Annotated in this window: 17 protein-coding genes; 7 read left to right on the top strand and 10 right to left on the bottom strand. The window is 68.7% G+C overall.

What is annotated here, in order from left to right:
• Positions 1–26 precede the first annotated feature (26 nt).
• The 3 genes from WMF29_RS29970 (at position 27) to WMF29_RS29960 (ending at position 3,833) form a co-directional block, all read left to right on the top strand.
• Complete coding sequence (locus tag WMF29_RS29970; protein ID WP_437331180.1) at positions 27–521, top strand: HNH endonuclease; 495 nt, start codon at positions 27–29, stop codon at positions 519–521.
• A 396-nt stretch (positions 522–917) separates the two neighbouring features.
• Positions 918–2,633: a serine/threonine-protein kinase gene (locus tag WMF29_RS29965; protein WP_437323561.1), complete on the top strand. Its 1,716-nt coding sequence runs from the start codon at positions 918–920 to the stop codon at positions 2,631–2,633.
• Positions 2,634–2,729: 96 nt separating this feature from the next.
• Positions 2,730–3,833, top strand: coding sequence for a toll/interleukin-1 receptor domain-containing protein (locus WMF29_RS29960; RefSeq protein WP_437323560.1), 1,104 nt, complete (start codon positions 2,730–2,732; stop codon positions 3,831–3,833).
• Positions 3,834–4,016: 183 nt separating this feature from the next.
• Here the strand turns inward: WMF29_RS29960 and WMF29_RS29955 are convergent, their stop codons facing one another.
• The 6 genes from WMF29_RS29955 to WMF29_RS29930 all read right to left on the bottom strand — a co-directional run bounded on the left by WMF29_RS29955 (position 4,017) and on the right by WMF29_RS29930 (position 10,989).
• Positions 4,017–4,772 carry a hypothetical protein gene (locus tag WMF29_RS29955; protein WP_437323559.1) on the bottom strand — a complete coding sequence of 252 codons (756 nt, stop codon included), beginning with the start codon at positions 4,770–4,772 and terminating at the stop codon, positions 4,017–4,019.
• A gap of 330 nt (positions 4,773–5,102) precedes the next feature.
• Complete coding sequence (locus tag WMF29_RS29950) at positions 5,103–5,240, bottom strand: hypothetical protein (protein ID WP_272104033.1); 138 nt, start codon at positions 5,238–5,240, stop codon at positions 5,103–5,105.
• 104 nt (positions 5,241–5,344) lie between these two features.
• Positions 5,345–6,355: a hypothetical protein gene (locus WMF29_RS29945; protein WP_437323558.1), complete on the bottom strand. Its 1,011-nt coding sequence runs from the start codon at positions 6,353–6,355 to the stop codon at positions 5,345–5,347.
• A gap of 19 nt (positions 6,356–6,374) precedes the next feature.
• The gene (locus WMF29_RS29940; protein WP_437323557.1) at positions 6,375–7,784 is read right to left on the bottom strand and encodes a DUF4150 domain-containing protein; all 1,410 of its coding nucleotides are present in this window, start codon (positions 7,782–7,784) and stop codon (positions 6,375–6,377) included.
• Entirely contained in the window at positions 7,781–8,854 is a 1,074-nt protein-coding gene (locus WMF29_RS29935; RefSeq protein WP_437323556.1) for a DUF2169 family type VI secretion system accessory protein, read from the bottom strand. The genes WMF29_RS29940 and WMF29_RS29935 overlap by 4 nt, the downstream gene beginning before the upstream one ends.
• A gap of 224 nt (positions 8,855–9,078) precedes the next feature.
• Positions 9,079–10,989, bottom strand: a complete 1,911-nt coding sequence (locus WMF29_RS29930) for a type VI secretion system Vgr family protein (protein WP_437323555.1) — start codon at positions 10,987–10,989, stop codon at positions 9,079–9,081.
• Positions 10,990–11,245: 256 nt separating this feature from the next.
• On the opposite strand from WMF29_RS29930, the gene WMF29_RS29925 reads away from it, so the two are divergent.
• The gene (locus WMF29_RS29925) at positions 11,246–13,399 is read left to right on the top strand and encodes a DUF2169 family type VI secretion system accessory protein (RefSeq protein ID WP_437323554.1); all 2,154 of its coding nucleotides are present in this window, start codon (positions 11,246–11,248) and stop codon (positions 13,397–13,399) included.
• A 702-nt stretch (positions 13,400–14,101) separates the two neighbouring features.
• Positions 14,102–14,329: a hypothetical protein gene (locus WMF29_RS29920; protein ID WP_437323553.1), complete on the top strand. Its 228-nt coding sequence runs from the start codon at positions 14,102–14,104 to the stop codon at positions 14,327–14,329.
• Between the two features lie 246 nt (positions 14,330–14,575).
• Here the strand turns inward: WMF29_RS29920 and WMF29_RS29915 are convergent, their stop codons facing one another.
• Positions 14,576–15,952: a cytochrome P450 gene (locus WMF29_RS29915; protein WP_437323552.1), complete on the bottom strand. Its 1,377-nt coding sequence runs from the start codon at positions 15,950–15,952 to the stop codon at positions 14,576–14,578.
• A gap of 67 nt (positions 15,953–16,019) precedes the next feature.
• A complete protein-coding gene (locus WMF29_RS29910; RefSeq protein WP_437323551.1) occupies positions 16,020–17,477 on the bottom strand; it encodes a hypothetical protein in 1,458 nt (485 codons plus the stop codon).
• A gap of 398 nt (positions 17,478–17,875) precedes the next feature.
• On the opposite strand from WMF29_RS29910, the gene WMF29_RS29905 reads away from it, so the two are divergent.
• On the top strand, positions 17,876–19,066 hold the full coding sequence (locus WMF29_RS29905) for a hypothetical protein (RefSeq protein WP_437323550.1): 1,191 nt from the start codon (positions 17,876–17,878) through the stop codon (positions 19,064–19,066).
• Between the two features lie 27 nt (positions 19,067–19,093).
• On the opposite strand, the gene WMF29_RS29900 is transcribed toward WMF29_RS29905, so the two are convergent.
• Positions 19,094–19,651 (bottom strand): hypothetical protein, encoded by a 558-nt coding sequence (locus WMF29_RS29900; protein WP_437323549.1) that lies wholly within the window; start codon positions 19,649–19,651, stop codon positions 19,094–19,096.
• Positions 19,652–19,932: 281 nt separating this feature from the next.
• Here WMF29_RS29900 and WMF29_RS29895 point away from each other — a divergent pair, with 281 nt between their 5' ends.
• Complete coding sequence (locus WMF29_RS29895) at positions 19,933–20,523, top strand: hypothetical protein (protein ID WP_437323548.1); 591 nt, start codon at positions 19,933–19,935, stop codon at positions 20,521–20,523.
• Between the two features lie 111 nt (positions 20,524–20,634).
• On the opposite strand, the gene WMF29_RS29890 is transcribed toward WMF29_RS29895, so the two are convergent.
• Positions 20,635–21,564: a trypsin-like serine protease gene (locus tag WMF29_RS29890; protein ID WP_437323547.1), complete on the bottom strand. Its 930-nt coding sequence runs from the start codon at positions 21,562–21,564 to the stop codon at positions 20,635–20,637.
• Positions 21,565–21,678 lie beyond the last annotated feature (114 nt).

Below are 21,678 nucleotides of genomic sequence, written 5' to 3'. Positions count from 1 at the left end.
GCAGAGGCGCCAAGGCTCTGCATGACATGTTGCCATGGTATGTTGAGCGTCTTCGTGGAGTGCGGAAATTTCTCCTCGATCACCCGGAATTCTCGGATCGACAGAGGTTACGAGGCGCCATAGCAATCCCAACTGCCGATCCTGAGGAACTTCGACTTGCGACCACAGCCCTGAAAGAAGGTAGGCCGCTACCACCCCCTCCAAGGGCAACGGCACCACCAGCAAAGCACCCGATCTCGATGCTGCGCTTCGCTCGGCATCCAGGCGTGATTGAATTCGTGGAGCGTTCAGCAGGCGGGGTTTGCGAGTGCTGCAAGAATCCGGCGCCGTTCCGTCGGGAAGACGGTTCGCCGTATCTCGAAGTTCACCACGTCAACATGCTCGCTGCAGGCGGTTATGATGATATCAAGAATGCGGTGGCGCTCTGTCCGAACTGCCACCGGGCATTTCACCACGCGAGTGACGCCACTCGCGTGCAGATGTTAAGGAGGCTTCGTTCAAACGTGCCGAGACTCGGATAAGGCTGAAGGAATCGCTAAACTCAGCGATCAATCCAACGGTCGCCCGAGGCGGTCCTCCGGCCCATCTCTGCTCCGCCTCGCGGGCGGTGCGGGGTTCGCGCCTGCGGCTCGTCGCATCGTTATACTGAAAGGCGGAGGGAGTCGAGTCACCGCGGATTCCCGCGCGGTGTCTTCGGAACCCGGCTACACCTACATCGACTCACTCATTTCGGTTAGGTAATTGAACCGCACTTGCTGAGGTCCCTGCGCGTAGCCCGACCAGGGCGAGAGAGAACCTCCTACCTCGTTCGTAGGGGCCGTCGAGCGCCGCAGATGAACCACGGGGTCTCTCCAAGAGATCCTATGAGAGCGGCTGTCGCTTGCGCATCGCCGGGCCCTGGGCGATACTCCCGAGCTGTGCCCAATCCCACGGACAACGACCAAGACGCTCCTCCAGCGCACCAGGAAGCGCAGGTGCCCAATGCCGCCCGATTCGAGACGAGGATCGAGCACTCCATGTTGGCTGCAGCGGCGATAGGGCACGAATCGCAGGCCCATGGCGTCATGGAGATCCAGGGCGTGACGGTCCAGGCGGGGACGGTGATCTTCGCCGCGGCTGCCGGCACGGCTCCCGCCTCTAAGCTCACACCGAGCTACCCCGACGCTGAGACACGGCTCCTTAGCGAAAAGCTGGCGGCTGCTCAGGCCAGGAAGCTCCGACTCCAGCAGCACGGAGCGGAGTTCGCGCGCGTGACGCAGGAGATCCTCGATCTCAAGCGCCGCCTCCGGGAGGGAGGGCAGCTCAAACCGGGGGACGTGCTCGGCGATGGTCGCTACCTGCTGCTCGACGAGATCGGCCGGGGCGGCTTCGCTACGGTGTGGCGTGCTCACGACAAGAACCGAGACGACGAGGTCGCCATCAAGGTGCTGCACAGCAACCTGGCCGGCGACCGAGTTCGCCTCAGCCGCTTCCAGCGCGGCGCGCGGATCATGCAGGAACTGGTGCACGAGGCCGTGGTGCGCGTCATCGATCCCTACGGCGAGGATGGCGGATGGCACTATTTCGTCATGGATCACTTGCCGGGGGGCGATCTCCGATGCGCCGTCATCGAATCGCGAATCAGGCAGATCGACGTGCTTCCGTTAATCATTCAGGTCTGCGAGGCGGTGGCCCTCGCGCACTCGCGGCAAATCATCCACCGGGACATCAAGCCGGCCAACATCGTCCTCGACGAGCATGGAGTGCCGAAACTCACTGACTTCGATCTCGTCGGTGCGCCTGACACAACGGGCGGAACGCGGACTGCGGCAATAGGAACGATCGTCTACACCGCGCCCGAGGTACTCGACGGCTCGATGGCGGCGAGCGTCGCGAGCGACGTCTACAGCATCGCCATGACGGCGCTTTTCGGTCTGTACGGGAAGGATCTTCCCATGGACGTCCTGCGCAACCCCGAAGCCGCGTTTGATGGCCTATACGTTGCCGATCCGGTAAAGACGGAGCTCCTTCGTGCGCTCGACTGGGATCCGTGGCGAAGGCATCGACACGCTGAAATTCTGCTTCGAGCTCTGTCGGCCGCAATGTCCCGCGCAGGTGGAGTGGCCATGGTCGCGACGCGAGAGGAAAACGAGCATCCGGCCGATGAGCCTGTATATCCTCCGCTCTTCCCGGGGACGCAGCATGTCGACGATCCGCCCCCCGGGCTCCTGTCCGAGGTCGAGTACAAGCGATACTACAACAGTCGCTTCGGCTTCTCGGTGGACGTCCCCACGTTCCTGGTTCCGCAGCCAGGCCCGGCCAATGGCGACGGTCGTAGCTTCGTCTTTCACAAGGTCGTCGAGATGACTGGTGCTGGAATGTTTCAATGGGACGAGTCTGCGACTGTTTGGTCTCGCTTTCGAGAATTCAGGGCTAGTATCACAGCGAGCGGCAATGCTTTGGTGACCGAATCCGTCGATTCCGAATCGTTCTCCGTGAAGATTCGCCAAGGAGATACCTACGCGCATAACAAGGAAACACTGCGCAACGGCGTCATGTCCGGGGTCTCCTTCTCATATCCCATGGAGCACGACGCGTATTTCGACCCGATCGCTCGGCGGGTGCTTGCTTCGTTTCGACCGTCCGACAGGTGAGGTGGTCGGCAGGAGCAGGGACACCTACCAAGAGACGGAAAACTTCTCGGTGCGGTTGCTCGCTGCTCGGGCCCGCGCGATCATACCAGCTACCCCATGCCCAATGCTGCCCCCAAACTGCGGCTTTTGATTCGCCACAGCTCCGCTGTTGACGACGTCGCCTTGGCTGACGCGCTGCTTGGGCACCTCCAGCCGCTGCGTCGCATCGCGGGCCTGGACGTCTGGAGTGAGGGCCGGATTCAGGCCGGAGCGGGCATCCGTTGCGAGATCGAGCAAGCCATAGAGCAGGCCGACGTTGTCCTGCTGCTCCTGTCGCCTGACTTCTTCGCCTCCGATGCTCTGCAAGAGGTCGAGGTACCGCGCCTCCTGGAGCGGCGTCGCGAGGGCAAGCTCCAGGTAATCCCCATTCTGCTCCGGTCGTGCTTCTGGCAAGGCCACGACTGGCTCTCGGAGCTGAGTCTGCGACCGGAGAGCGGAGAGGCCATCGCCTCTTACCATGGCGACGCTCGAGACAGGGTGCTGGCGGAGCTGGTGCGGGAAGTGGCAGCTCTCGGCTCGTATCGCCTTGGCGACGGCGAAGCGACGCATGGGCTTGCGAGCGAGCCGGGGACACAAACCGGCGGTCCGGTCTTCGTGACCAATCTCACGGGCGTGACCATTCCGGCGCTGGCGATCGGTCCCGGCGCGCAGGCTCATGGATCCATGAGCAGCAATCGGCAGGCCCTTGCCGCCGGCTCCGACGAGCTGGCTCGCGCACGATTTCGCGCTGAAACTGCGGTCGTCCCATTCCTCCTCCAACATGGCTCCGGATTCTCGCCGGAGGACGAGATGCCGGTGGTTGGTTTCGAGGTGGAGAACCACGGGGAAAAACCGTTCCGGATCCTGTCTGCGCGAGCGTGCTGGCGTCGTGCGGGGCTGGCGCAGAACAAGGCGGCGGAAACCAAGATCCTCCAGCATCGGGTCGCTCCGGACGGCAAGGGTACGGTGAACGTCAAGATCCTCATGGGCTCGGGCGAACTGTCGGAGTTCCGCGCCCGCCTGAAACTGAATCCTTACGCGTCTCCTATCGAGGTAGACCTCACGGTGCTCTGCGCGAATGCTGCCGGTTACCAGGGCGAATCCCAGCAAACGGCCGGGTGGCCCGTGCCTCCTCGCCCTGCGGGATCACCCCGGGGGAGGACCCCCGCCGGTTCGACGTGACAAGTTCCAGCCGCATCCCCTGGCAGTGAGCGTCCGATCAGGGGGATCTCCCCCGGGCTCGATCGTGGTCGGTGGCGGCTTTGTCGGCGGTACGGGCGGGCGCTTGGAGCCCTCCTGCGTTCAGCCGGGCCGGCGGGCGCCGAGGAGTTGTCGGGCGCAGCGTGCCATCGGCGTCGGGCTCGATTACCGGCGCGAGCTTGCTCGCCTCCCCGGTGCTGGTGGCTCGCCGAGCAGGCGGCCCATCGCCTCGTGGACAACCCGGGCCGCCACCCCATCCCCGAGGGCGACAGCGCGGGTGAGCGCCTCGGCGAGCAAGGCGACCACGGCGACCCGAGCCGACGAGTCGGCTGGCGCGAGCTCGCCAAGCTCAAGCGTCGGCGGTCGGGCCCAGGTTGGGTCCATGCTTTCCGAACTGGTGCGATCGGCGGTTTGGTGCCCCCAAAATCCCGGATAAAGCGACGGATCGCGACCGTTCGCCCCCGCAGATTCGTTCCGCGAGGACCTCTCCGGCGTCGAGGCAGCCAGTGCCAATAGCCGATGGATGACGATCGCAATATTCCGGCGCGATCCGGGCTCCAGGTGCGCCGGCAGCCGTGACATCGCGTGGTCGGCATGGTCGAGTGTGAAGCGCACGAGGGGAACGGGGCCTAGCACGTCGAGCACGTGGCCCAGCCTCTGCTCATATTTATCGGCTGTCCGAATCGCCTTCACATGGTCCGGATACTGCTCGGCAAGCTTTCCAGAAAGAACCCGCTCAGCGAACTCGGCGAAGGTGGTTTCCCCGGAGGCACGGGCGCGCGCTTCGCCCCTGCACAGGTGGTTGATCGCGAGTCGGACGTCACGGAGCGCGCTGCCCTCGCGCGCGGCAGCCTGCTCCAGCAGCGGCAGGCCGAGCACGATCCGGGGGGTGTCAAGATAGTTGGCCGTTGATCTGGTCACATCCTCATGAGTGCTTGAGCCTCGTGAGCGTGGGGGTTGAGGATCACGGCGCCGATCGGTGTCCAGTTGCGAGTCTGGCCGGTCCAGCGCCAGGGCGTCCTGCGGCGGGCCCGCTGGTAGAGGGCATGCCGGGCGGCGAGCAGCGCGCCGTCGCGCCCGCCGAGCTCCGTGCACCACACGGCGGCTCTGGCCCTCCGCGGCACCAGCCCTCCGCGGCACCACGGCACGGCCGCAGCCCGGGCGGCACCGGTGGCGGAGGCAGCGGTGAGCCCCTCGTCGCGGTCGCCTTCACAGCGACGTCGGTGTTTGAGGAAGGGCACCGGGTGGCGGTCATCGGCGCAGGGTCACGACCGCGATCGCCAGGGCCAGCCCGAGCGCGTGCGCGTGCGGATGCGGCGGCTCGATGACGTCGGCCGCAGGGTACGGATCCGAGGTGATTGCCTCCACGCCGGGCCTGGGCGGTGTCATGCGTGTAGGCGCGACAAGACGATTCGCATCCTCACCTCGCACCACTCGAGGGGCATCCCACGCTAACCACGCGCACATCATCCGATGACGATGACCGTCAAGTGTCAACGGATGGGAGCGTTGTCGACGTGGTCGATCCGCTCCCAGCGGCTGCCCTCGAGGCGCACGATGTCCTTCGAGCCGACGACCCAGAGCGCGCCGCCGACGCTGTCGACCGTGTGCGCGTCCTCGATCTCGGGCACGAGCCCGGTCGAGACTCGCCGGAGGCTGCCGCGCTCGTAGGTGAAGAGGCCGCGCGGATTGGCGCCGCTTGCCAGGTAGATCCGGCCGTCGTGCCTGGTGATCGACGTGAACATCTGGCGCCGGCCCGAGACCGCGACCGCGCGGAAGCCTTCGCGCCGGTTGCCGCGGAGGAGCGTGCCTTCGCGCCCGCAGATCCAGATGCGCTTCTCGTCCTCGACGAAGATGCTCACCAGCGCCGCGGCCGTGACGGGCGGGAGAGCGGTGAACGTGGCGCCGTCCCAGACGAGGATCGTGCCGCGCGTCCCGGTGACGTAGATCTCGTCCTCGCGTGGACCGTCGACGCAGTAAAAGACCTTGTGCTCCGCGGCCGGCGAGCTCGGCGCGCGCAGGAGCGCCCGGGCCCGCTCCTCGGGATCTTGCAAGAGCGAGCGATCGAGGTGCTCCCAGCGGCCGGCGCCGAAGTCTCCGCCGACACGGCGATAGACCTGCCCCCCGTCGCCGCAGGCGTAGAGGTGGTCGCCGACAGGGCGGAGGCGCGCGAGGCGCCCCCAGCGCTCGGCGTCGGGCGAGGTGATGCCGGCGCCGGGGATCTTCTCGCGCGGGAACGGTGGCCGCACGAGCACGACGTCTCCCTCGGCGGAGAGCACGCAGAACGAGGTCGGCGCGCCGGGCGCGGGGGTGAAGCGGGCGATCGAGGTGACCGCGACCTGGAGGTCGTCGTAGAACCACTTCACCGGCCCCGGATCGCCGGCATCGTAACGGCAGAGCCGGGTGAACGGCGTGAAGGGCTCCTGGCCGTCTGGCACGCCGGCGACACAGAGGAAGTCCGCGGCAGCGGCCTTGGCGCGGGTGAAGGTGAGCGGCGTCGTCATGGTGATGTCTCCCTCGACCTCAGTAGCGACCGCCCGGGCGCATGCCGGTGCTGAGCGCCTCGTACTGCGGGCTCCCGGCCACGGTCGGCATGATGGTGGTGCGGCCGAGCTGCGCGCGGTCAACCCCGGCGAAGCCCGCCTGCACCGCGGCGCGGATCTGCGCCTCGCACTCCCGGCGGAGGTTGACGACCTGATTCTCCGAGAGGTCGATGATGCTGCCGATGGCGGTCGTCCCCGGCGGCGTGCCGTTCACGCCCAGCTGGGCGATGCTCGCGTCCACGCCGTGCGCCTCCCAGTGCTCCGAGCCGTCGTCGCCGGCGTTGCCCTGGAGGCAGATGGCGGGCCCGTCGCCGAATGACGGGAAGTTGGGGATGCGCTTCATCCCCGCCTCGCCCTCGGCCCTCGTGCCATAACGAAGGGTGTAGTCGGGCACGATGTGGTGCGCCTGGTAGCCGGGTTCGCACGTGCCGCGGATAGTCCTGTATGGGCCGACGTTGCAAGGCGGGTCTCGCTCGCGCGTCACGCGCACGTTGCCCGCTGCGGCGGCGAGCCGCGCATTTTCCTCCTGTCGCGCGCGCTGCGCCCGCAGGCGCTCGGCGTTCTGCCGGATCTTCTCGGCCGAGGGCCACGGCTGCCTCACGAGCTGCTCGAGCTGCTCGGGCGTCATCTGGCGGAAGTCGACGAGGGTGCCCGCCTTGAGCGAGAGCTGATTGTTGGTGCTATCTACCTGGTTCCAGTACCAGCCGCTCGATCCATAGGCGGCACTCCGCTGGTCGGCGCTCATCTGGCCATAAAGGTGCTGATCGATGCTCCGGGCGAACATGCCTTCATTGCCGATGTAATACTGACCGGCCATCTCCCCGAGGCCTGCTCCCAGCGCACCGAGGCCGAGCAGCGCGTTGAGCCTGGCGGCCGCCCCCATGGGCCCCGCGGCGGGCGCGCTCCCCGGCGTCGTGGCCGTGCCCGTGCCCGTGTACGCCCCCGTCGTGTCGAGAAAGGCGACCTGGACCGGGCGGTCGCTGGCGCTCATCACCCGCGTGTCCCGCACGAAGATGAGCTTCCCCTCGGTGTTGCGGTCGTTCATCCACCAGGCGTCGTCGTGGCGGATCGCGTTTCTGCCCTCGATGCGCACGGTGGGCGAGTAGGTCTTGGGCTCGCAGACGCTGCCCACCGTGCCCGATTTGACCCCGAGCCCGCTGCCCGGCTCATCACCCTGGCACGTCGTCACCTTCGATCCCATGTTGTGCGACCGATCGCCGGTCTGCAGCACGGTGGTCGCGGTGTCCACGGCCGCCTGGTTCTGCCTTGCGTAGATCGAATAAGGGATGGGGACGAGCGCCGGGCCGACCGGCGTCTTGCAGACATCCGGGCAGGTCGAGACGATGATGCCTTCGCCTATGTCGCGGCTGCCCTCGCGCGGGATGCTCATGCGTCGCTCCCCGGGCTCACGAGCCCTCGCTCGTCACACCACGGCAGCGCCGCGGCCTCTTCGAGGCTCGCGGCAGCGAGATCGATACGATCGAAGCCCTGCGACATGGCCACCCAGGCGCGCCAGGTGAGCTGGACAGACCAAGGCGGCTCGCCGCGGACATCGATGTGCATGCCATCGAGGTGGAGGCGCACCGGGACGCGGCGCCCCCGCTCCCACTTGAACCAGGCCCAGAGCGAGTGGCCGGGCAGCGTGAACGCGAGCGCGCCGCCCCCCGGCGTGAGGCCCTGGAGCTCGACGCGCTCGTCGCCGCGGAGATGGCCGGGCAAGACCAGGCCGGGGTGCGCGGTCTGGTAGAAGCGATAGTCGAAATCGGCGGGGAGCTGAGGGTGGCGAGTCGCCAGCCAGGCGTCGTCGTAGGTGCCGGCGAAGCGGCTGCGAAACTGCCACCAGGGCGGCACGGGCCCGAAGCCCTGCGGTTCTGGCCGCGCCGCCGGGTCGCCCACAGGCTCGGCTTCGCTGTCGATGGTGGGCGCGGGGTAGGCGCGATCGGCCGGCGTGTGGCGGCGATCGAGGACGCCCCGGCCGATGGGGTTGCGCGCGTCGACGTTGCCCTCGGGATCGCCGATGACGATGCCGCCGGCGGCCGATCGGTAGTCGATGGACGCGCGGGCCGCCGGCTCTCCCGTGGAAAGCCGAAACCCGCCGGCGTCCGGCTCGAACGCGCGCGGCGCATACGCCCTCAGGAAGCGCGTGTATTCCCCGACGCGCGCGCCCACCTGCCAGACGTGCGCGGCCACGCCCCCGGGGGCGTGGCCATCAGCGAGGAGGGTGACGTCGGCCGCGGGCTTGAAAGGGATGAGCAGGCCGACCCGGAGCATCGGTGTCGCATGCGGATCACCCTCGTACTCGTCGGCGAGGATCAAGGATTGATCGGGGGCGATCGACAGCCGGCCTTCGGGCGAGAGTAGAAGCGTGCCCCTTGCCGCGACGACGGCCATGGCTGCGCCGTCACGGTGCTTCTGCTCGAACCCTAGCGCGGCGAAGGGGGTCGCGTTGGCGGCCAACATGGCTAGCGGCGGTGGACGGCGACGCGGGTGCCGTCGATGAGGTGCGTCGCAGCAAAGGCGGTTCGATTCACGGCCAGCATGGCACTGCTCAGGTAGGATCGATGACGAACTCGATCTTGGTCCCTGCATGGACACCAAGAAGGACGACACCGGACGGGACGCCGCGGGATGTGGCTCGGCGTGAAGCTCCGGGCTCGAACCGCTTTCTGCGACCGCATTCAGGGCTAGTTGAGATCGATCGGATCGCCGAAGACCTGGACATGCTCGCTCCCATCGACCAGGATCCTAACGCCCTTGAGCGTGATGTTGCCGTCCTTGTCCATCACGAACTTCGATTTGCCGCACGTGATTTCGATCTTCTCCCCGACGTCGATGGTCTGATTCCGGCCAATCTGCACTACCTCGTCGACACCCACGGCGCGGGCGCGGATCATCCCCACCGCTTCGCGCAGGCTATTCAGCACGCTCTTCGTGGCGTTGTTGCCGACCGTGACGTCCTCGTTGTGGCCGATCCCCGTCGTCCGGTCGCGGCCGATCGTCGTCTCCTGATCGTTCTTGACCAGCTTGTGGAGGTCCTTCTCGGCTTGCATCCTGACGAGCTCGCTACCGGCCTTGTCCTCGAACATGATCTCGTTGTAGCCGTACGTGGACGGGCTCGAGTTGCTCTTCCAGCCGCTCTGCGTCTTGTTCATGGGCAGCGAGTAGGGCGTCTTCTGGAGGTTGGTGTACACGCGGCCGACGATGATGGGCCGGTCGGGATCGCCGCCGAGGAAGTCCACGATGACCTCCTGTCCGATGCGCGGCAGGTTGGTCCCGCCGAAGCCGGCGCCGCCCCAGGGCTGGCTGACGTGGATCCAGCACGACGAGTCGTTGTTCATCTTGCTCTCGCGGTCCCAGTGGAAGTGGGCGCGCACGCGGCCGAACTCGTCGACGTGGATCTCCTCGCCGGGCGGACCGACCACCGTGGCGCTCTCGACGCCCTGCGCGCGGGGCTTGCGCGTGCGCAGCGGCGGTCGGTAGGGCGCGTCGGCGCTCACGGCGACGCAGGAGTGCTCCCACTCGGCCGGTACCTCGCCGGAGAGCTGGGACTCGAGGACGAGCAGCTTCTTGTCGGGACCGAGCTCGCTCTTCGGGTGCTCGAGGAACGAGAGGACGGCGCCCGGTGCGGGATCGATGACGTTGGTCTTGAACACGATCTCCCGTGCCGAGGCGCGCTTCGCCTCCAGCCGACGCTGAGCGAGCGCCTCGCCCTCGGACTCGTCCGCGCGGTACTTGCCCTGATCGTCGGCTGTCGGCGAGCTCTCGCCCTTTTGACTTTCGAACAGGAACGCGCCAGGCACATAATGGAAGCGCTCCAGCTGATCTTCCACGGGGCCGGCGCCGGAGGCGGTGGCCAGGAGCTTGTAGTTCGCGGGCCTCCGGTGGTCGTGGTCGCGCACCGTGTACTTGCCGGGTCGCAGGCGGCGGCCGACGACGACCTTGGTGACGTGCTCGCGGTCGGCGTCGGTCGGGTGATCGCGGTAAGTGATGGGCACGCGGGCGACGTTCGCCTGGGGGCGGTCGTCGAGGACGAGCCGGCTCTCTCCGCCGTTGTCGAAGTAGAAGCTCACCCCGGCGTCCTCCAGCATGCGGCTGATGAAGGTGTAGTCGCTCTCGCCGTACTGGACGCGGTACTTGCGCTTCTTGTACTCGCCGGCAAGCTGCCGCGTGGGGGAGATGCCCCACTCGCCGAGGAGCTGCAGCACGATGTCGACCTCCGACTTGTGCTGGAACATGCGGTAGTTGCGGCGCTGGGTGGCGAGCCAGAGCCGCGGGACCAGGGTCAGCTCGTAGGTGGAGAGGTAGCGCTCCTCGACGGCCACCTGCTGGAGGTGACTGCACAGTCCGGACCAGACGCGGGTCTGATTCGCGTGCGCGGTGAAGGTCATGGGCTGGCCGATGACGGCTTCGAAGTCGATATCCGGGTTGTCCGATACGGCGACGATCTGGACCTCGAAGAGCGAGGACATCCGCTCGGTGACATGGAAGCGACGCACATCGAGCATGTCGCCCGACGCGATCTGCGCCTCGACTCGGTAGACCCCCGAGCTCAGTCCGGTTCCCTTGTTTCGCATGCTCGGGTGCGTGTCGGCCATGGGCATTCCTAGCCCGGTCTACCCTGCGCTTGTAGAGCGGACAGCCGATGCTATCCGGCAGCCATCCCTGTCCGCAAGAGGGGCCCGCGCGCATTGTACGCTCAGGGCTCCGCCAGTGCGGCCGTTCAGACGGTCGAACGCCCACACATTGACGCCTCGTGTTGATGGTTGCAGTATCGCCGGCGGAGTGAAGGTCGTCTCCCTTTCGCAGCTCCCCGTTGGCCTGGTCGTGTGGCAACCCCATCCAGGCGCCTGGATGCAGACGTTCGTCTGTAAAAGCACGTTCAAGCTGTACCCCGGTGTGTGTGCCCTCGCGGCCGAGCAGGAGCCGCTCCACCTATCCGACCGCCACTGGCGCGACGACGCGTGCTGGAGTCTCTATGCGGCCTCCGACTTCGTCCCCCACCGCGCCCGGGCGGACGTCGTCCTCGTTGGCCACGCCTTCTCGCCCAACGGCACGGCAGTCCGATCCCTCACTGCCCGCGTGATCGTGAATGACATCGACAAGGCCATCGAGGTCTACGGAACTCGCAGCTTCACGCAGCACGGCGTCCTCGATCAGAGCTCGCGTTTCACCAGGATGCCGCTGCTCTGGGAGTATGCGGGCGGCGGCCCCGGCACCTCCAACCCCGTCGGCATGCCCCCCCATGCTCGCGACATCCACGGGCGACGCAACCTCCCCAACCTCCAGCGTCCAGGCGTTGTCGTCATCGGGCCGGACGACGTCATCGAGCCCGTGGGATTTGGACCCGTTGCCTCCGGATGGCCCACCCGCCGGCAGAAGCTGGGGCGCTACGCGGCCACGTTCCCCGGCAACGACTGGCACCGTCAGCCCCTGCCCCCGGACCTCGACATCAGCTACTTCAACGCCGCGCCGGTCGACCAGCAGACCACCGCGCTCCGCAATGACGAGCGGCTCATCCTCGAGCATCTCCACCCCGAGCACCCGCACCTCGTCACGAGCCTCCCGGGGCTCCACCCCCGCGCCTACGTCGACCGCCCCGGCGAGCCCTCGCAGGGCGTCGCCATGTGGCCCGATCTGCTCTGGATCAACACCGACCGCTGCATCTGCACGGTGACCTGGCGCGGCCAGGTCCCGCTCCGAGAGCCGCAAGAGGCCGGGCAGATCCTGGTCGCGCTGGAGGGGCCTTATCCGACCCTCGTAAGTAACGACAGCGAGGGCGTGGCCAGCAGTTCTGGAGTGGGGCTCGCGAGCGGCCGGGCCGGCGGCGGCGCGATGAGCGAGATCGGGCTCCAAGCGCTCTACGACCAGGCGCACGATGGCGATAGTGCCGTGCACAACGAGGATGACCCTGAGGTCTGCACCCTGCCGTTGGACGCGAATCAGGATCTCGCCGTCTCCCGGCTGGCCCTACCGTTCGCCACAGTGCCCGCGGGCCAACCTGCTCCCCCGTCGAGCCCGGCGCAGCGCCTCGCAGTCCCCCCCTTCGTGCAGTCCGCGCCGCCGGCGGCCGCGGTACCCCCGTCGAGTCGGGCACAGCACCTCGAGGCCGCGGCCGCTGCGTTCGTTCAGGCCGCGCCACGAGCAGCCGCGGTACCCACTCCGGCAGCCGCGGCGCAGCCGCCCGCCGATGCGCCCACTGCCACCAGCGCGGCTTCACTGGTCGCCGCGAAACCCGCGTTGCCATTCGTGCAGGGCGAGCGAGCTGAGCCTGCGCTACGTCACCAAGCAGAGTCTTCGCCGCGAGGGGCGGAGCCAGCAGAGGCTCCTGACAAGGTGCTGCGTCCGCCGCTTGTCGCGATCCCTCCAGCGCTGTCGCCTGCGCTGCACGCGCCGCCTGCGCCTGAGCGCGATGCGAGGTCTCCGCCCCTGACGGCAAAGGAGCCCGCCCCTCCTGCCATGCTCGGCCCACTGGCGAGGCCAGACATGGGGGCGATGGAGCCCTCGGCAGAGGAGGCGCCCGAGCCTGACACCCAGGCGAAAAAGCCTGGTCCGCTCCCCGCGCCGGAGGAGCCCGCACCGCCTCTCGCGGCCTACCCCATCGAGCGTTGCGCAGTCATTGCGGCCAAGCTCGCGCAGCGGCCGGCGGACTGCGACACCATCCTCAAAGCGGAGAAGCTCACGCCGAAAAATTGGCAGTCGCTGCACGAACAGTGGCTTGACGAGATCCAGGACGAGATCGCGCGCCGGAAGAAGAAGCTCCTGTCAGCGTACGACGCGGCCTACGTGGCGGCACTCGAGAAGGAGCGCGGGCCGATCACAGCGGGCGAGTACGCACAGCTTGTGATCTCGGCCGAGCAGGGGCAGGGCCAGGCGGCACTGGCCGAGCTGGGCCTGCCGGATGAGTCGATGATGCGGATCCGGCGGGTGTGGCTGGAGAGGATCGTGAAAGACAAGAAGGCGGCGGCAGCGGTGCGGGCTGCAATGCGGAAGGCGGACGAAGCTTGAAGGCGGGCGCGCTGAGCGGCGGGAGCTTCTAAGATAGGCACAACCGCATGGGCCTGGGCCCTCCGGCTCGACCGGAGCCCATCGTACCCATCAAGAGCATGTTATGCCTCTCCGCGGCGGTGATGTTGGGGTGGCCTTCGCCGCGTCGCAGGGCCTGTCGGACCTCGCGAGGTCGTTGAGCGAGCGCGGCGCGTCGTCGGGGTCGGCGGTACCCAGGCCCCGGCAGAGCCAGGACTAAGCGGACCGTGCCGACGTGGCTCGGCCTCCGCGGCTCTCCGCGTCTGTCCTACCTCGGTGCCTCGTCTATGCAGCCTGCTACTGTCGGCGCGACCTTGCTCGCCCCTTCGATGCCGCCGATAGCCCGAGCAGCCGACCGATCGCCTCGTGAACCACCCGGGCGGCCTCTATATCACCGAGCGCGACAGCGCGGCTCAGCGTGCGGGCGAGCGAGTCAACCAGCGCAGATCGAGGTGACGGGTCGGCCGGCGCGAGCTCAACACGTCCCAGGCTCGCCGGCTGGGCCCACGTTGGGCCTGCGCCTTCCGAGGGGCTGCGATCCGTCGTCACGCTCCCCCGAAATCTCGACGAAAGTGACGGATCGCGACGGTTCGCCACCGCAAATTCGTTCCGCGAGCACCCGGAGCTTGCTCCCCGCTTGCTCGCGACGCTCTTCGACGTCGGTTTCCGTTCGTGCGGGAGCTCATGGATCGCAGCAAGCTCGCGGGCCTACGTGAGGGCGAGCTCAAGGGCATGCGTGCGGGCAAGCTCGAGGGCAAGAGGGACACGCTGCTGCGGCTGCTGGCGCGTGCAGACATCGTGCTCACCGAGAGCGAGAGCGCTCGCATCCAGGCGTGCACGGACATTGCGACCCTCGACCGCTGGATCGACAACGTCCTTGCGGCGAAGAACGCCGCCGAAGTGCTCTCCTGATGGTCAACAGATGCGGCCCGACAAGACGATGAATCAGATGGGCTTTGCCAGCTGAGTATCGCGGCGACGTCGAGCGGGAGAGAGGCGGGATACGCCGACGGGAACGGCTCGCAGCCTCCGGGCTGCAAGACACCGCAGCCGCGCCCCGCGGCGCCCCGCGCGAAACGGCCCGATGAGCGCTGCTATACAATCGCGCCATAAACCGCGCGACAGACTGCTTGTCATGGTGTCGCCGGACGCGGCGCCTCAGCCATCGAATCGGACGCGCGTGCCCCCCGCGGGGCGGAGCACCGGGAGGTAGCGCGAGGCGGGGAATCCGTTCTGGAGCCTGGGGCCCGAGGCCGGGAGTATTCGCCCGAGCGCGACGAGGAACTGGACGATTTCCATCCAGGCGAGGTGATAGCCGAGGCAGAAGTGCGCGCCGCCGCCGAACTGGGCGATCTCGAGCGGCGAGAGCGCCTCCTTGCGGTCGAGCCAGCGCTCGGGGCGGTAGCTGTCCGGAGCCGGGTAGAGCTCGGGATCGCGCGAGAGCAGGACCAGCGGGATCGCCACGTGGGTCCCTGCGGGGACGGCGCGGCCCTCGATCTCGAAATCGGCGACGGCGCGGCGGGCGTCGTGCGCCACCGGCGGGTGGAGGCGGAGCGCCTCGCGGAACACGGCCTCGGCGAAGGGGAAGCGGCGAAGATCCGCGGGCGAGCGCGGGAGATCCGGCGCGCTCGACGCTTCCTCGCGGAGCGCGCGCCAGACCGCGGGGCTCTCGGCGAGGTGGGCGACGCACCAGGCCATGACCGAGGCCGAGGTCTCGTGGCCGGCGAGGAGGAGCAGGCGGAGGTTGCCCACCAGATCCTCCTCCGAGAGCGGCTCGCCGTTCTCGTCGCGGGCCTCCAGCAGCGCGGGCAGGAGGCCCTTCGCGTCGCCGCGGGCGCGCACGCCGGCGAGGATCCGGCGGATGCGCTCGTCGAGCCAGGCGCGGGCGCGGAGGCCGCGGCGTCGCGGCGAGCCCGGCACGTCGGGCAGGCTGAACACCACGAGCATCAGATCCTCGTAATGGTGGCGCCACTCGGGGAGCTCGTCGTCCTCGACGCCGGTGATCTTGAACATCACCTCCAGGGCCAGCTCGCGGGTCTCGCGCAGCAGCGGGACGTCACGCCGGCCGAGCCACGAGCGGACCTTGCGCTCGACGCTGGTCGCGACGATCGCGCCGACCTCCGCGGCGTCGAGGCCCTTCGGCGAGAAGGGCCCGTTCATCGCGGTGCGGAGGCGGCGGTGCGAGGCGCCGTCGTGGGCCATCAGCGTCTGACCGAAGATGTGACCGACGCCGCGCTCGGTCAGGTACGAGGAGTCGACAGCCTTGCTCTTGAAGAGCGAGAAGGCCTCGTTCGACGCGTAGATGAGCTGCCATGCATCGACGCCAGGGGCCCAGAAGAAGAGGGAGCCGAAGCGGCGCTGGCCCTCGCGGAGCAGGTCGAGCTCGTCGACGGCCATCGCCGGCAGGTGGCCCACGACCGGGAAGCGGCCGGGGAGGATGGGGAAGCCATGCCGGGTCTCGATGCGGCGGGCGAGGGGATTGCGGCCCCGCAGGAGCGGGAGATCGGTGAAGGAAGCGGGGAGGGCGGTGCTCATGGCGGGTGCGTACTCCTCTTGTACCATCGCGCCGGCGCGGCCTGGGCGCCCGGCGAGAGGCGCGCTGTCATCTCCGGATCTCGGACACGAGGACGAGCCGCCCGTCATCGTACCGGGCGCACACCTGGTAGTCGGGGTCGGTCCCGGGGCCCTGCTCGAGCACGCCCCCGATCACGCCGAGCAGGTTCACCCATGTACCGGCGGCGGCGATCAGGTAGGCAGACCAGCCTGCCTCCTCGAACGCGGTGACGACCCTCTTCGGGTCGTCGAAGCCCTTCCCCGGCTCGCCGACCGCCGCGCGGAGCGCCGGCAAGAGCTCCGTGACCGCGGCGTCGCCGACGGCGCATCGCTCGGCGGCGAACGCCCTCTCGACGCCGGCGCGCGAGGCGTCCGTCAGGGCCCACGACGCGACGAAGCGGCCCCGCTTGCCCTGCACGGTGACCCCGAGGGTGCCGTCGCTGGCGAGCCTGCGCGCCGGCGCAGCGAGCCAGAGGTTCTGCCGGGCCTCGGCGAAGCCCTGGGCGGCGATCCCCGGGATCACCTTCGGATCGACGGAGCCTCCGGAGAGCGCCCTCGCGATCTTGCCGTAGCCGTCCGTCGCGCCCAGCTCGCCCATCCGGTCGGGATCGAGGCACACCGACACCACGGGGCTCGCGTCGAACCTGGAGCACCGGCCCTCCGGGCCCCCGACCTCTTCGCCGAACGCGACGAGCTCCTTCAGGGCGGCCGGATCGCCGCCGGATCCGAAGAGCGGCATGACGACGTCGAGCCGGAGGTCGGCGCCGTCCGCGTAGATCGCGACGGCGGCGATCCCGCCCTGCGCCACGCCGAGCGGCGCCCGGGCGCCGAATCCGGCGCAGCGCGCTGCCCCCGGGCACGCGTCCAGCGGGGCGCCGCCCGTCAGGACGTCGATCACGGTCGCCAGGGCGCGCCGCGGGTCCGCCCCGCTCACGAGGGGAACGAGGAGCCGCACCCGCGTCACGTCCGCCGCGTGCCCGCGGACGACCTTCTCGAGAGCTTTGCCCGAAGCCCCCTTGGCCATGGCGTCGACGACCGCGCGCGCGCTCTTCTCGGACGCGGGCACCACGGCGCCCAGGATCGGCCTTCGCGGATCGACGCCGGCCCTCGCGAGCGTCACGTCCGGCGGATCTTGGCTGCCGAGCGCGCGGTTCGCCTCGATCAGGACCTCGGCGATCTGGGGCACGTACTGGACGGCAACGTCGAGGGCGCTGTTGCGAAGCGAGGCGTAGATCGCGGCGCCCGGCGGGAGCCGCGCGATCTGCTCGGCCGACGCCGGCGGCGGCTCGGGCGCAGCTCCCCCGGGCGCGGCCGGGTCGCTCGCCGCCGGTTGCGCCGGCGCCGCTGCGGAGGCGCTCGCCGGTGCGCTTGGCCGCGCCGGCTGCGCGGCGGCGCTCGACGAGCTCGCGCCGGTCGAGCCTTGTCGCGCGGCGCAGGCCGCGCTCCCCGCGCCGAGCGCGATTCCTGCGCCGAGGAGGACGATGGGGAGGAGCTCTCGGAGGGGCATGAGCGGGCTTCATGCCCGCGCGGTCGCCGCGCCACAAGCGACGAGGTGATAAGCTCAGGCGTATGGGCGGCCAGGGGCGGAGGCGCGGGGCGCCCCGCAGGCTGAGCCGGGGTCTGCGCGAGATCGTGCGCGCCGTGGCATTCGGCGGTGCGATGGTCGTGATGGGCTGCGGGGCCGCGCCGCCCTTGTCCTCTGCCGGGCGACAGTCCTGCAGCCGCGTGTGACGCCCAGACCACCGGCGACCCCCTTCTCCACGAGAGAACCCCCGGAAAGCCGCAGCAGCTCGCACGCTCCGCGTCTGGCCCGCGCGCTGCAATGAGCCCCGCGTCTCCGCGAAGCTGCGCACCGCGAGAGAGGGCGCGCACCGCAGTCCCTATTTCACTCTGAGAGGTCTCCCCATGTCGATGCTCAAGAATGGCATCTTGGCTGTACTCGTGTCGTCCTTCGCCTCGCTCGCCGCCACGGTCGCGGTCGGCTGCGTCGCGGATACGCAGGATCCCGAGGCCGCGGCGCTCTCCGAAGAGGACACCGGCAGCGCCGAGGAGGCCATGCTCTCCAGCTCGTCCACGCAGGGCTTCGGCTGGGTGTGGTCGACCCTGACCAGCGTGGGCACCATCAACGCCAACGCGTCGTATTCGTACAACTCGGCCGGCGGCACCAACACGATCACCAACACGGGCACGGGCATCTACTACGTCGATTTCCCGAACCTCGCCGGCGCCGGCGGCAACGTGCAGGTCGCGAGCTACGGCAGCGGAAGCGACCGCTGCAAGGTGGCGTCGTGGGGCACCGGTGCCCTCGCCACCACGCTCCGCGTGAACGTCCGCTGCCACACCGTGGGCGGCGCCCCGGTGAACACCTATTTCGTCGCGCTCTATTCGCGCGAGAACAACAGCTATGGCGGCGCGTACCTGTGGAACGACCAGGCGTCTGCCTCGCTCAACGCGCCGTACACGCCCTCGACGACGTACCAGTACACGAGCGGCAGCCAGTACAGCACCATCACCCGCGTGAACACAGGCCGGTACACCGTCCGCGTCCCGGGCATGTCCGCCACCGGCAGCACCGTGCATGTCACCGCGTACGGCGGCGGTATGGAGTACTGCAACGTCTCGGGCTGGACCCAGAGCGGCGCCGACACCGTCATCGACGTGGGCTGCTGGGGCGCGGCGGGCGCGTCGGCCGACAGCCTGTTCAGCCTCAGCTATCACCTCGGCATGCCGAGCACCGGCCGCGTGGGCGGCTTCGCGTGGGCGAGCGACCCGGTGTCGTCATCGTACACCCCGCCCGCGAGCTACACGCGTCTGTACAACACGCTGCAACCTTGCTACTTCGGCCCGGGCATCAGCGCGGGGCACAACGCGCCCGTCGGGTCGCATTTCGTCCGGTACCCGAACATGCTGTCGTACAACTCGACCGCGATGGTGACGGCGTACGGCTATGGCAACCAGTACTGCAAGGTCTCGTACTGGACCGGCGTCGGCTCGGACACCCAGGTCAACGTGCAGTGCTACGACTACCTGGGCAACCCGGTCAACAGCCAGTTCACGAATACGTATCTCGGCGCCGAGATGTTCACGCCCTGCTGAGCGAACGCCGCTATTCGGAAGTCGAGCTCACTCGCCCGTGTCGAGCTCGCACGCCGCGACCTCCGGCTCGCACTCGCCCTCCACCTCGGCGGCCACAGAGACGAGGCAGTCGTTGCACTCGGCGCTCCGCGCCTCGCCGGCGCCGCACGCGCCATAGCAGGGCAACTCCTCCACCAGGCCGCAGGCAGCGCAGAGACAGTCCATGAGCACCTCGTAAATCTCGGCCGACGCCTCGCACAGGTCCGCCGGATCGTCGGTGTCGTAAGGGGGCAACGAGCAGGTCGCGCACTCGGCGCTGCCACCGGCTCCGCCCGCGGCGCCGACATCGCCGCCGCCGGCCTCGCCTCCCGTCGAGCTGCCGCCCGAGGCGCCGCCGACCTCGCCCCCTGCCCAGCCGCCGCCCGAGGCGCCGCCGGCCTCGCCTCCCGCCGAGCTGCCGCCCAAGGCGCCGCCGCCTCCGCTCCCGCCCACCAGATGGTAGCTTTCGTCCAGCCCCGCCAGCGCGGTACATCCGCCTGTCGCCGCAGCCGCGAGCCCGATCAGCGCCATCGCCAGGGACGCGTTCACCCGCTTCCAGCCCGCCATGGCGGCGGAGCATCACCCTCTTGCGCCCTCGGCGTCAAGTGACCGTATGGCTGCTTCGACCTGGCGCGGTGGTTGGATGGACGCGCGACACGCGAGCCTTTCATGTCTGCTACAATCGTAGCAATCGCGTGTTCGTGGACGCCCGCGCTCATGCCCGCCACCCCCGAACTTGCCGTGATCGCCCTGCCGCGCCCTGCCATGTCGTGGCTCGCCATGGCACAGAAAAGCAGCATGTTTCACGCGTGCCGGAGCGGGCATGTCCCGTGCTCGACGCGGCGGCCATGACACACAAGTGCTTTCTCTGGTTGGCTCGTGGTTCCTTCATTGCGTGGGCGACGCTGTGCGCTGCGGCGTGCGGCGAGGATGACCATGGACCTGCGAGCGCCGAATCCACGAGCACCAGCGGAGCGGGCGCGAGCGGCAGCGCCGGTGGAGGGTCAGGGACCACCGGGAGCGGGGGCGGCGGCGCCAGCGCCGCGAGCGCCGGCGCCGGCGGCTCGGGGGGCGGCGGCGGCAGCGCCGCGAGCGGCGGGGCCGGCGGCTCCGGGGGCGAGAGCAGCCATGGCCTGACGTGCCGCGAGTCGAGCTTTCCTGCGTTCAGCAAGGCCTGCGAACAGGCGAGCGACTGCGTCGTGTTGCCGCATGTCAGGACCTGCTGCGGGGACATCCTGTTCGTCGGCGTGGACGCGGACGACAAGGAAGCGTTCGAGGCCGCCGAAGCGGCGTGCGTCGCCAGCTCCCCGCTGTGCGATTGCCTGTCGGGTCCGCCGCTCGCGGAGGACGGCCGGCGGCTCGAGAAAGAGAGCGAGGAGGCGGTGGCGGCGCGCTGCGACAAGGGCGCCTGCACGTCCGAGATCAGAGATTTGCCCTAGCTCGACCCTCGCTCGCGGGGGCTCGTGGCCGGCTCGGAAGGGCTGCTACCTCCGGCCGGGCGCCTGCGAGGGAGGCCGCCGGCTCTCGCCCTCACCCGACTGCAGCTCGAGTCAGTCGGCCGGGATCGGCACGACCGAGATCTGGTCGTCTTCACCCACCGTCGCGGCGATCTCGAGGATCCAGTCGAGCAGCTCCTGCTGATCGACCCGGAACGCGAAGCCATTGCCGAGGCACTGCCGGTGTTTTCCGAAGCTGGCGAGGCCGGCGATGATGTCGCTGTCATCCCAGAGCAGGGGTGCGCCTGAATCGCCGACGCAGAGCCCGCCCCGATCGTTTCCCGGAGACATCGAGACCTGGAAATTGTAGCCGTCGGTGAATACGTTCCTCAGGTTCTGCAGCTTCGTGGTGGCCATCAATCGCTGGCCGAGCCACTCCACCGGCTTGTTGGGTGGCCAGTTGTCCGATAACCCGTAACCGCTCACGACGAACGTGGTATCCTGGGTCCCCCGCCCCGTCGCGAGCTGATCCAGCGTGCCGGGGGCGGCCAGGCTCGGGAAATTTGTGTCAAACGCAACCGGTTCGTCGAGGACGACGATCCCAGCGTCGTGGGTGTCCGGTATGCTGAGGAAGTTGACGAAGCCGAAGTCGTACAGCATGTGGCCGGTGACACAGTACGGGTCGTCTCCGACGCATCCGGTAGGATAGCCCGTCACGGGGTCCATTTGCGTCACCGGGTCGAAGCGCGTGGCCGCGAACTGATGAAAGTAAACCCGCGCGTAAGACCAATTGAACGCGTCGTTCGTGCAGTGCCCAGCCGTCAGGAAGATGCGCGGCGACAGCAGGCTGCCCGAACATTGAAACGAAGAAGGCACGCCGTCCTGATCGTAAAACACGACGATGCCGACGTAGGTGTGTACCGGGTCGGGGTCATAATTCCCGGTGATCGCACGCGCAGGCGCGGCGCGCAGGCCCACGGCGAGGGCCACGGCAGCGGCGGCGGCCAGCAAGCGGCCTGGAACCAGCTTCTCGAACGTCGTCATATCCCACCCTCTCAGTTGCTGAGAACGACGGACGCGAGGCGCAGATCTTCAGCGTCGGGACAGGCTCCGCAGGCGCGCCTGCTCCGGCGCTGCTGCTCCGAGGTCCAGCCGGAC

It is taken from the genome of Sorangium sp. So ce381, from assembly GCF_051473845.1.
GTDB classification, from domain to species: domain Bacteria; phylum Myxococcota_A; class Polyangia; order Polyangiales; family Polyangiaceae; genus Sorangium; species Sorangium atrum.
Note: the sequence above shows the minus strand (reverse complement) of the source record. Positions and strands in the feature narration are given on the sequence as shown.